At 39.9% G+C, this 12,670-nt stretch carries 7 protein-coding genes; 5 read left to right on the top strand and 2 right to left on the bottom strand.

The features are described from left to right. Positions 1–2: 2 nt before the first annotated feature. Together ACJVDK_RS03850 and ACJVDK_RS03845 are read right to left on the bottom strand one after the other, a co-directional pair. Positions 3–2,390 carry a hypothetical protein gene (locus ACJVDK_RS03850; RefSeq protein WP_443938972.1) on the bottom strand — a complete coding sequence of 796 codons (2,388 nt, stop codon included), beginning with the start codon at positions 2,388–2,390 and terminating at the stop codon, positions 3–5. A gap of 47 nt (positions 2,391–2,437) precedes the next feature. Further along, positions 2,438–4,810, bottom strand: coding sequence for a glycoside hydrolase family 95 protein (locus tag ACJVDK_RS03845; protein WP_443938971.1), 2,373 nt, complete (start codon positions 4,808–4,810; stop codon positions 2,438–2,440). Between the two features lie 399 nt (positions 4,811–5,209). Between ACJVDK_RS03845 and ACJVDK_RS03840 the strand changes: the two genes are divergently transcribed. From ACJVDK_RS03840 to ACJVDK_RS03820, 5 genes are all read left to right on the top strand, one after another. Then, positions 5,210–7,201, top strand: a complete 1,992-nt coding sequence (locus ACJVDK_RS03840) for an alpha-L-arabinofuranosidase C-terminal domain-containing protein (protein WP_443938970.1) — start codon at positions 5,210–5,212, stop codon at positions 7,199–7,201. 40 nt (positions 7,202–7,241) lie between these two features. After that, the gene (locus ACJVDK_RS03835) at positions 7,242–8,780 is read left to right on the top strand and encodes an alpha-N-arabinofuranosidase (protein ID WP_443938969.1); all 1,539 of its coding nucleotides are present in this window, start codon (positions 7,242–7,244) and stop codon (positions 8,778–8,780) included. Between the two features lie 6 nt (positions 8,781–8,786). Continuing rightward, positions 8,787–10,709 carry a glycoside hydrolase family 97 catalytic domain-containing protein gene (locus ACJVDK_RS03830; protein WP_443938968.1) on the top strand — a complete coding sequence of 641 codons (1,923 nt, stop codon included), beginning with the start codon at positions 8,787–8,789 and terminating at the stop codon, positions 10,707–10,709. Between the two features lie 14 nt (positions 10,710–10,723). Further along, on the top strand, positions 10,724–11,518 hold the full coding sequence (locus tag ACJVDK_RS03825) for a glycoside hydrolase family 43 protein (protein WP_443938967.1): 795 nt from the start codon (positions 10,724–10,726) through the stop codon (positions 11,516–11,518). Positions 11,519–11,671: 153 nt separating this feature from the next. Continuing rightward, positions 11,672–12,637 carry a glycoside hydrolase family 43 protein gene (locus ACJVDK_RS03820; RefSeq protein ID WP_443938966.1) on the top strand — a complete coding sequence of 322 codons (966 nt, stop codon included), beginning with the start codon at positions 11,672–11,674 and terminating at the stop codon, positions 12,635–12,637. Positions 12,638–12,670: the final 33 nt, after the last annotated feature.

Raw genomic sequence — 12,670 nt, 5'->3', positions numbered from 1 at the left:
ATTTATTGAACTTTATATGCTGTTTTAGCCGCTACCGGATGTCCATTCGTAGTAATTCCTTCGGCTTGTATTTTAACCGAACCTTTGTTATCACCTGTAAAAAAGGTAATTATTTTTTGTCCGTCATCACCTGTTTTTAAAGCAGGAGCCCAAAACAAAGTTGTCCGAACATCTAAATTGCGTGTGGGTGCACCGTCGTATTGCGGTGAGTAAAATATCCGTTGTTGATAGTACCCGGTTAAATTCACATTCAGGATATCCACATTTGGCCCTTGCAAAGCTGTATCTTTCACATCTAGATATACCACATATACATCTTCGCCACTATTACCGACCAAGTGACTTACGCGTACTTTATTAATTTGATCCATGGTTAAACTGTAATAATCCAAGCGACCAAATAAGTCTTCGCGGTTGTTAATTACAATTCTGGGACGAATCTTCTTGCCATTAGATAAAAAAGCAATCCCTTCATTCCCGGTTGAATCTAAGTCATCCAGCGGTTGCGCTCCCTTTACCTTTGTCAACAAGAAGTGCTCTAATCCGTTGTAAGAATAATCGGCAGATGTGATATTAAATTCCTGATCCGGATATCCGAATGTAGTTAAACTTTGGTCAAACATTTCGATTCTTTGCCCTTTGTTAGCTGTAATGTTTACATCGTTTAGGCTGATGGAATCTGCAAACGCCGTTTTACGAATGTAACTGGAACGTCTACTCAATTCCACACTCAACTGATCTGGAAGCTCCGATTCTCCACCGCTTTGTAGGGCTACTGCTTTCATCGGATTTTTAAATAACGAATCTAACAGTAAATAGCCTCCCTTTTTGCCTTTACTGTCCTTTGAACTGAGTTTTAATTCTTGATTTCCAATCCAATTTAATCCATCCAAAAAATAGCGGCCGTTTGCATCGGTTTTGGTTACGAAAATTTTATCGCCTACCATGCCATTACCAAAAAGGGTAATGTTCATATTGGCTAAGGGCTTATTCGCCACACGTTCACGTACATTTCCAGAAATAGTTATCCCCGGTTCTGGGATGTAACTAATTTTAACTTGTTTTTCTGCCAATCTCTTCCAAAGGTAATCTCTCCAGCCCTGTGTCAAAAGGAGCAAATCGAGCTGTTTAAATCGTGCGGCATTGTTTACATCAAAATATTGATCGGGATTTTTAATTTCATCTTTAATTTCAGATTCGAGTAACAAATACGATAAAATGTTGCTTCCGCTGGTAGGTAATGCAGCGTCTACAGCTGCAAATGAAAAGAAGGTTTTAATCGGCTGCCCCAACACATTGGTGGCTTTTACTTGCACTGTTACTTTCTCTTTATTTTTATAAACCGCTTTATTGGTTGAAATAACTAATTTGTTTCCATTATTCCCTTGTATAAAAATCAATCGTTCGCATTGCGGGCGGCCCAAATCATCTAAAACAGTAAGCGTAGCTAATCCTTGCGGCATATCTCCCGTAGGAATGGTAACCAAAATACTCGCTTTACTGAATTTCAAGGAACCCGAATAGATGCTTTCACCGGCATGCTTTAACTGAACAGAAACGGCCTTATCCTTCCATTCAGCAAAACTTGCATCGTTGGTTGAAATAGCTATTTTCACTTGAGCCGAATCAGTGGTGGCATGCATAACTAAGCCTTTTTGTAAGGCACTTGGCAATTCCGTATTCATTTTATCTTTTCCAGAAATGGTCGCTACGCGATATGTTTCCCCTGCAAGCGGTGTAAATACAAATAAGCCAACACCCGCATCGGTGCTTTGAAAAGTTGTTACCGTATCGCCTTTGGATGAAAGCACACCTCCATGTACCTTGATGCCATTTCCCGCTTCATCCAAAGCTTTAAAAGCGACTAAACTTGAAACGTTTTCAACCAACGAACCGCCTTCTGGATAAAAAGAGATTGTCTTTTTTAACGAAATAGCGCTATTGACAGGCACATTTTTATTCACTCCAGCTTTCATAGAAGCAGGCGTTCTATGTAGTTGATTATCAATATATATTCTTTTTTGAAAAACAAAATTATCGTCAAAATTTCGCATCCAATTGGTATACGCTTTAATAGAATACCAGCCAGCGGCGATAGAATCTTTCAACTTAAAATCGCCGTAACCTAAACCATCCGCTACGCGAATAACCTTTCTATCCAAAATTTCTGCTTTAGGCGAGATCAACTCAACATAAAGCGTATTACTGGTACCTGTCAAACTGGTGCTTTTTCCATTTACCAAATAGGCGCTAAACCAAATATCTTCACCTTCGTTGTAATAGGTACGATCGGTTTGCAGGTATACTTTCTCAAAGAATAATTTGATTTGCTTTTGATCATTCCCCACTAAAGTACTGCTTTGTTGCGCGAAGGCTGAAACAGCTATCATGAAACTAAGGAAAAGGAAAACAACTTTTTTGCGGTTCATATAAGGGATTATTTAGATACTGTTAATTCAAAAATCTGTCCAACACGTGTTTTCAAACTTGTAGCATAACCAGAAACTGCTCCCTGCACTATTTTATGAGATAAATTCTTTTGGTTATCTAGTTGGAGTGGTACTGCACTGAAAAGGTTTAACTCGCCACCTTTAGTTGACACGATTTTGGCCTTTATTAATTCTCCATGCTCCCAAAACAAATCCACCACAAAACCGCCCCGAGCCACTAATCCTTTGATGGTTCCCTTTTTCCAACTTTCGGGTAAAGCAGGTAAAAGCTGAACTTTATCTAAATGGCTTTGGAGAAGCATTTCGGCAATACCGGCTGTTGCACCAAAATTTCCATCAATTTGAAAAGGTGGATGGGTATCAAACAAATTATTTAACGTTGAATTAATCAGCAGTTGCTGATACATTTTATATGCGTGATTTCCATCTAACAAGCGGGCCCAAAAATTAATTTTCCAGGCTTTACTCCATCCGGTTCCAGCATCACCCCGAACTTCCAAGGCTTTTTGCGCAGCATGGGCATACACGGTATCTACTAGGGGTGAAATTTCCCGGCCTGGATGTAAACCAAATAAATGCGACACGTGGCGATGTTGTGGATCCACATCTTCCACATCCTTAAACCATTCAAGTAAATTCCCTTTCTTACCGATGTGTAGCGGATAAAGTTTAGCGTACTTTTCTTTGATGAGGTCCGCAAACTCCGAATCTGATTTCAATACTTCTTCAGCTTCCAGTATATTACGAAACAAATCGCGAATAATAGACATATCCATCGTTGAGGCAATAGTTACTGCTTGTTTACTTCCATCGGGCGCTATATAAATATTTTCAGGTGAGGTTGAGGGTGCTGTAACCAAATAACCGTCTTTTTCCACGAGCCAATCCAAACAAAAGAGCGCTGCCCCTTTCATAATCGGATACGCTGTGTTTTGTAAATAGGTTTTATCTTTGGTAAAAAGATAATGTTCATACAAATGCTGCGACAACCACGGCGAACCCAAGGACCAATTTGCCCAAGAAGGACTTCCTGAACCTTCGCCAACTGGATTGATTTGTGCCCAGATATCTGAATTATGATGCGCGGCCCAACCCTTTGCATGATAGTAATTTTTGGCCGTTTCCGTGCCATTGATGCTCATGTGTTTTATTTGGGTAATTAAGGGCTCGGTCAGTTCTGATAAGTTACAAACCTCGGCAGGCCAATAATTCATTTGAAGATTGATATTCGTGGTAAAGTTACTTCTCCAGGAAGGACGAATGTTGGCATTCCAAATACCTTGTAAATTGGCAGCAATCCCCCCAGCCCTTGAGCAAGAAATCAATAAATACCGTCCAAAGTCAAAATACAATTCTTCTAGACCAAAATCGGCATTCCCTTTTTTATAGCTCGCTAAGCGTTGGTCGGTAGGCACATCTGCCAGTAAATTTCTGGTATCATTTAACGAAAACTGTACACGATTAAAAAATTGCTGATAATCTTTTATATGCGCATTCAATAAACTTTCAAAGGTCTTTTTCTCTGCTTTTTTAAGAAAATTAATGGCCTTTGCATTTTCATCCAATCCATCTTTATCCGGAAATTTATCAAAACCGTTGTAGCTAGTGGCGCCCGAAACCAAAAGCACAATCTCAGATGCATCTTGAATCGTCAATACACTATCGGAACTTAATTTTCCATCGGTACGAATCACTTTTATGCGTGCTTGATACCGCATACCATTATGCCTTAAACTATCTTGAAAAATAAAGGGTTTAGGATTTCTGCGTTCATCAGAAGTAGTACGTGCTTTTCCACTTAAAACAACTTCATTTTTAGCTGTTACTTTAACCAAATGTTCAAGTTCAGCGCCTAAACCTATACGAATGTTTAAAGCCTTTTTTCTATCGGAGGTTAAGCGCATAACAATAACTTGGTCCGGAAAAGATGCAAAAATCGCTCGCTTAAAATTGACACCATCCACCATAAAACTGGTTTCAGCTGTAGCATTGGTGATATCTAAATTCCGTACATACTTGGTAGCTGCCCCCGATAACCTTTGCTTCAGAACCAAATTTGCCAAGGGCTGATACATGGCCGTGTTGGGCCCCTGCATTTTTTTCATCAGCTTTACAGCAGCATCAATCTTATCTTCAAAAAGTAATTTGCGGATATCAGCTAAATAGCTAGGTGCTTGTGGATTGGGGTTTAAATCGGCGGGGCCGCTGGTCCACAAAGTTTCTTCGTTTAATTGAATCAGTTCAGATTCAACACCTCCGAAAATCATTGCTCCTAATCTTCCATTTCCAATAGGCAATGCTTCTTCCCAATTTTTAGCAGGCTGTTTATACCACAAAGTTCGATTCGAATGGTCCTTCATTTGGCAAAAAGAGACCATATAAAACCCCGAAAAAATTGCAGTAAAAATGCAACTTCGAATACTCTTGTTCATAAATTGGTTAGATATACAATCTTAGCATTGGTTATTGACTAAGAATAAAGCCAAAGTATGCAGATAAATTAAATCGAGCATCCTGCACCATCCTGCTCACTGATTTTAACAGAATATGTATTATCCCCATCCTTTTTAAAACTATAACATTTTAGCATGCATGCTGCCTAAAACGTTTTCATCACACCAAAATGAAACATAATTTAAACTGTAATAATTTAATGACAATATGAGGTAAAAAAATATTAAAAAAAAATAAATGTACAAATGACGTTTATTATTATAAAAATTTTACTTTTACTCTACTTACACCAAATATTAACCCTTATGAATGTGAATGCAGCATTGAAACGAATCGTTTTTATTCAGGCAATTTTGGGCCTATCCTTTTCCTTTTTTTCCGTAAAAGCACAACAAGTAAAGCGCATACAAATCAATCAAGATCTGTCGATTGCACGCGTTCAACCCAACATGTGGGGCGTGTTTTTTGAAGACATCAATTTTGGTGCTGATGGTGGAATTTACGCCGAACTCATCAAAAACCGCTCGTTTGAATTCAGCAAACCGTTAATGGGTTGGAGTATTAAACGAAATAAACTCAACGAAGGCCAAGCCATCATCGTCAATCGTAAAGAAGAAAATACGAACAATCCGCGCTATTTAAAAATCAGCAAAGAGAAAGATTTTGAGCTGGTAAATGAGGGTTTCAAAGGCATTGGGTATAAAAAGGACTTAGCATACAATTTCTCCTTTCTATATCGTCAACCTAGCAAGGGCGTAAAATTAAGGCTTATCTTATACGGAAACGACAATAAAATCATTGGCCAAACAGATTTAATCCCTGAAAAAACCGATAACACCTGGAATAGCCAAACGGCTACCATCACCGCAAATGAAAGCGCTTTGAATGGTAAATTTGGCATCTTATTCTCGGGCATTGGCAATATAGACGTCGATATGATTTCACTATTCCCTGCTGACACCTGGAAAAACAGATCAAAAGGATTACGTAAAGACATGGTACAGGCTTTAGCCGATATGAAACCAGGCTTCATTCGTTTTCCCGGTGGATGCATTGTAGAAGGAACCGACTTGGCCAACCGCTACCAATGGAAAAAAACCATCGGCCCAATAGAAGAAAGACCTACACAAATTAACCGTTGGAATACAGAATTTGCACATCGCCCTGCACCTGATTATTTCCAAACTTTTGGTTTAGGATTTATGGAGTATTTTGAGCTTTGCGAAGATATAGGCTCTGAACCACTCCCTATTTTGAATTGCGGTATGGCATGTCAGTTCAATACCGGAGAAGTAGCCGCTTTGGATGAACTCGGCCCCTATGTACAAGATGCCTTGGACTTAATTGAGTTTGCCAATGGCGATGTAACCAGCACCTGGGGTAAGAAAAGAGCTGAATTGGGACATCCAAAGCCCTTTAACTTAAAAATGATGGGCATTGGAAACGAAAACTGGGGTCCACAATATTTAGAACGCTTGGCTATCTTTACGAAAGCAATCAAAGAAAAATATCCTAGCATTAAAATCATTAACAGCTCAGGTACTGACCCTGAGGGCGATCGTTTTAACCTCCTAAACACCGAATTAAGAAAGAACAACGCTGATTATATTGACGAACATTACTACCGTCCGGCAGATTGGTTTCTTAAAAATGCGGGTCGCTACGATAACTATCCGCGCACAGGTTCAAAGGTTTTTGTAGGCGAGTATGCCACACATGCGGATAAAAGTATTGTAGGCAGTCAACGCAACAATTGGCAAAGTGCTTTAGCCAGCGCATCCTTAATGACAGGTTTAGAGCGCAATGCGGATGTTGTACAAATGGCTTCTTATGCCCCACTCTTTGCCCATGTAGATGCATGGCAATGGGCTCCTGACTTAATTTGGGTAGATAATTTGAACATTTATGGCTCACCGGATTATTATGTACAGAAGCTATTTTCTACCAATAAAGGAACCGATGTTGTACCTATCACGCTTCAAAACGAAACCATAACTGGCCAAGATGGTTTGTATGCATCATCTGTAATCGATAACAAAACCAAACAACTCATTATCAAAATAAGCAATACAGTTGCGAGCGCTCAAGCAGTAGAATTTGCGCTAAATGGACGTAAAAAAACCGGTTCTAAAGTAACCATCGAGGAATTAAGCAACGACAATCTCCTACAAACCAATAGCATTGAAAAACCAACCTTAATTGCGCCAAAAAGCTTGACAGGCAGCATTAAAAATAAAAAGTTAACCTTAACCCTCAAACCATATTCGTTTTATGTGATTCACATCCCACTAAGCTAAAACGAAAAATAACCTAACCAAATTTGAAGAAATTAGAACCATGAAAAAATTATTTCTATTTATTGTTCCGCTTTGTTTATCGCTAAACAGCCGTGCGCAAAACGACATTCAAGTAAGTCTACAACCAGCAGGAAATCAAATCATCAGCAAACATATTTACGGTCATTTTTCAGAGCATTTAGGGCGTTGTATTTACGATGGCTTTTGGGTAGACGAAAATTCCACCATCCCCAACAAAGGCCGTATTCGTTTAGATGTTGTAGATGCTTTAAAAAAAATCAACATCCCCAATTTACGTTGGCCAGGCGGATGCTTTGCCGATGAGTACCATTGGCGAGATGGAATTGGTCCACGCAATGCACGCCCAAAAATGGTGAATACCAACTGGGGAGGCGTCGTTGAAGACAATAGCTTTGGCACAAACGAGTTTTTAGATTTATGCGAAATGCTTCAATGTGAGCCTTACATTGCCGGTAACGTGGGTAGCGGAACTGTTGAAGAAATGGCGAAATGGGTAGAATACTTAAATTTTGATGGCGAAAGCCCGATGACCAAAATCCGTAAAGAAAACGGACGCGAAAAACCTTGGAAGGTTACCTACTGGGGCGTAGGAAACGAAAGTTGGGGTTGCGGTGGAAACATGACACCCGCCTATTACAGCGATTTGTATAGACGTTATGCCACATACGCTAGAAATTATGAAGGTGCACCTTTGAAAAAAATAGCCAGTGGTGCAAACGCAGGCGACTACAATTGGACCGAAACGCTAATGAAAAATGTAGGTCGTCAAATGTGGGGCTTAACCTTGCACTATTACACGATCCCAACCGGAAAATGGACAGGAAAAGGTTCGGCTACTAAATTTGATGAACAGCAGTATTTTACTACCATGCAAAATTGCTTAAAAATGGAAGAATTGGTTACCAAACATTCGGCCATTATGGATAAATACGATGCTGCTAAAAAAGTGGCTTTGGTGGTGGATGAATGGGGCATTTGGACCGATGTTGAACCAGGAACTAACCCAGGCTTTTTATACCAACAAAACAGCTTGCGAGATGCCCTCATTGCCGGTACAACGCTCAATATTTTTAACAATCATTCTGACCGCGTAAAAATGGCCAATTTAGCTCAAACGGTAAATGTGTTGCAAGCCTTAATCTTAACCGAAAAAGATAAAATGTTGCTAACGCCAACCTACCATGTTTTTGATTTATACAAAGTCCATCAAGATGCAAAGTACCTTCCTATTTCGTTTACCAGCCCTGACTATGCCTTTGGCGATAAAAAAATCCCGGCGCTCAACATCTCTGCATCGCAAGATTCAACCGGAGCCGTACACCTCTCACTGGTTAATTTAGACCCAAAAAACAAACTCAACATCCGCACGGCCTTGGCGGGTATTAAATGGAAAAGCGTAAGCGGAAAAATACTAACATCGGCAAAATTAACCGACGTAAATACCTTTAATGAACCCAATAAAGTGCATATAAGCAATTTCACAGCTGCCAAAAAGAAAGGCGATGCCCTTCAAATTGAATTACCTGCTCAATCTGTTGTCGTTTTAGAATTAAAATAAGTGGTCATGAAAACAGCATTAAGATTCGTATTCTTCATATTGAGCACCGGAACTGCCGTTAAAGCGCAAAACTATACGTTAAGCAGCCCAAACAAAGAACTTGCTGTACGTATCAGTAATGATAAAAATGCACTTTCTTATACGGTAACTAGAAATGGTCAGCTGGTATTGGCAAAATCATCTTTAGGAATTGTTCGGGAAGACGGTAACTTCGCCCAGAATTTAAAAATGATAAGCGCTTCACCCAACGAAGTGGTAAAAGACGTGTACACCTTATACAATGGTAAAAGACGAAATAATCAATACCTTGCCAATAAAAAAACCTACCATTTGCAAAATCCCAAAGGGCAAAACATGGATATTATCTTCCAAGTTTCGAATGATGGGGTAGCTTTTCGCTATTATTTTCCAGACAAGGCAGCAGCCATTAAAAAGATTACCAACGAGCTCAGTTCTTTTCACTTTCTAAAGGACACTAAAGCCTGGATGCAACCCATGGCGATTGCTAAAAGTGGATGGGAGCGCACCAATCCATCGTACGAAGAATATTATAAGAAAGAAATTGCCGTAGGAACACCTGCCCCAAGCGAAGCAGGATGGGTATATCCAGCCCTATTTAATTACCAAGATACCTGGATTTTAATTTCTGAAGCAGGCCTAGACGACCTTTACTGTGCCACCCGATTGGAACAAAACGCCCCAGATGGCAACTACAAAATAGGTTTCCCCGACAGCCGCGAAGCCTACACCAACAAACATGTAAATCCAGAATCTACCTTGCCTTGGTACACTCCTTGGCGCATTTTGGCCATAGGCTCGCTAAAAACCATTACCGAATCAACTCTTGGAACCGATTTGGCCTATCCTGCCCTAGCCAATATCAAACACGAGCAATTTAAGCCTGGTAAGGCTTCTTGGACCTGGATTATCTACAAAGACAATTCCATTAAATACGAACTCCAAAAAGAATATATTGATTTCGCGTCCAATATGAAATGGGAATATTGCTTAATTGATGCCGATTGGGATCGAAAAATTGGTTACGACAAAATGGAGGAATTAAGCAAGTACGCTAAAACCAAAAATGTATCGCTCTTGCTTTGGTACAACTCGGCCGGCGATTGGAATACCGTAAAATACACACCAAAAAATAAGCTCAACAATCAAGAAGACCGCTTAAAAGAATTTGCCTTACTCCAAAAAATGGGTATCAAAGGCATTAAAGTTGATTTCTTTGGTGGCGATGGTCAATCAATGATTCAATATTACCACCAGTTATTTGTCGATGCGGCAAAATTCGGATTGAGTGTAAATTGCCATGGAGCTACCCTGCCCCGCGGTTGGCAAAGAACATATCCGAATTTGTTAACGATGGAATCGATTAAGGGAGAAGAGTTCATCACATTCGAACAGAAAAATGCTGATGAAGAAGCTGCCCACGCAACTACCATTCCCTTTACCCGAAATGTTTTCGACCCAATGGATTTTACACCAATGAATTTGTATAAAATCCCAAATATAGACCGAAAAACAAGCAGTGCCTTTGAATTAGCTTTGCCGATTATTTTTCAATCGGGTGTACAACATCTTGCAGAAACTCCTGAAGGCATGCATCATGTTCCTGACTACGTGAAGCAATTGCTTGAAAAAATCCCAACCACTTGGGACGACACCAAATTTATTGACGGATATCCGGGAAAATACACGGTACTGGCACGTCAAACCGGCAAAAAATGGTACATTGCTGGAATAAATGGCGAAAATCAAACGAAAGATTTCAACCTGGATTTATCCACTTACAAAGGCAAGAAAATCACCCTTATTGCCGATGGCGATGAAAAATTATCCTTTATAAAAGCTGATCTTACCGCAAAAAACACAACGCTTCAGGTAAAAGCCTACGGAGGATTTGTAATAGAAATTGAATAAGCCCAAGCAAAAAAATGAAGAAAATAACATCCATTTTTATATGTATAATCAGCCTTTTCGCTGCCTTAACAAGCGCAAAAGCACAATCGAAAAGCAATTCTTACCTCTTTGCTTATTTTAAAAATAATGGCTTAGATGGGCTTCACTTGGCTTATAGCGAAGATGGTTACAGCTGGAAAGCGTTAAAAAACGATTCATCCTTCTTAAAACCAACCGTAAGTAAAGATAAACTCATGCGAGACCCTTGCATTATCCGGGGAGCAGATGGATTCTTTCATCTTGTTTGGACCGTTAGTTGGAAAGATAACGGTATTGGTTACGCTTCCTCAAAAGACTTAATACATTGGTCTGAACAACAATTCCTTCCTGTAATGGCAAAGGAACCTCAAGCACGAAATACCTGGGCACCCGAAATCACGTATGACGAAGCGACAAAAACGTATATGATTTATTGGGCAACAACCATCACGGGCAAATTCCCTGAAACGGCATCGAAAGAAGAAGATGGCTATAACCACCGAATCTATTATACAACGACGAAAGACTTTAAAACCTTTTCTGAAACGCAATTGCTGTACGAGCCTAAATTCAATGTCATTGATGCAACCATCGTAAAAAGTAAGGGAAAATTTATCATGTTTTTAAAAGATGAAACGCGCGAGCCGGCACAAAAGAACATTAAAATTGCCTATAGCGATCACCTAACGGGCCCTTACTCAAAAGCTGGTGCTCCCATCACAGGAAAATATTGGGCAGAACGGACCAACAAGTCTTCAAATAGGTCAAAAGTGGTTGGTTTATTTCGATAAATACCGCGAACATAAATACGGCGCCATCCAATCGGAAGATCTAAAAACCTGGACCGATGTTTCCGATAAAATTTCCTTGCCTAAAGGTATCCGTCATGGAAGCATTCTCGTACTTAAAAATAAAGAACTTAAAAAATTACAAAAGCAATAACAATGCTGAGAAATATTCAAATAGGTATCGCTGCTAGTCTCATTCTGTGGAGTTTAAACAGTGGCGCGCAAGTAAAAAGTTTCAAAATTAAGGGAAACCCGATTATCACCGATAAATACACAGCCGACCCCGCTGCATACGTCTATAAAGATTCCGTGTACCTCTACACCGGACACGATGAATCTCCAGTTCCAAACAACCGCTATCAAATGCACGATTGGTTATGCTACTCTTCGGGTGATATGCAAAACTGGAAGGAACATCCTTCACCGCTCAACGCCAAAGCATTTGCCTGGGCTAAGGACGATGCTTGGGCCTCACAAGTAATTGAGCGCGATGGAAAATTCTATTGGTATGTAGCCATTACCCACGGAACCATCCACGGAAAAGCCATTGGAATCGCAGTTGCGGATAATCCAAGAGGACCGTTTAAAGATGCCTTGGGGAAGGCACTCATTACGAACGATATGACCACCGATGTTAAAATCAGCTGGGATGATATAGACCCTTCGGTTATTATTGATGACGACGGTCAGGCTTATATTTTTTGGGGCAACCAGAAATGTCGCTACGCTAAATTGAAACGTAACATGATTGAACTAGATGGGCCCATCCATACCATCGATATTCCCAAATTTACCGAAGCGCCTTGGATTCACAAAAGAAAAGGCTGGTATTACCTTTCCTATGCCTCAGAATTCCCTGAAAAAATTGTGTATGCCATGAGTAAAAGCATCCATGGACCATGGGAGTACAAAGGAATTTTAAACGAAATTGCAGGAAATTCAAACACAAATCATCAGGCTATTATCGATTTTAAAGGGAAATCGTATTTTATCTATCACAACGGCGCCATTAACAACGATGGCGGAAGCTTCCGTCGCTCCGTATGCATCGATTACCTTCATTACAACAAAGATGGAAGCATGAAAAGAGTAGTAATGACCAGCGAAGGAATTGTTGAATAGCTGATATTAGACCTTTACAAAGAACAAAGCAAT

It is taken from the genome of Pedobacter paludisoli, from assembly GCF_052344095.1.
Lineage (GTDB): Bacteria > Bacteroidota > Bacteroidia > Sphingobacteriales > Sphingobacteriaceae > Pedobacter.
This window is presented reverse-complemented; position numbering and strand designations above follow the sequence as displayed.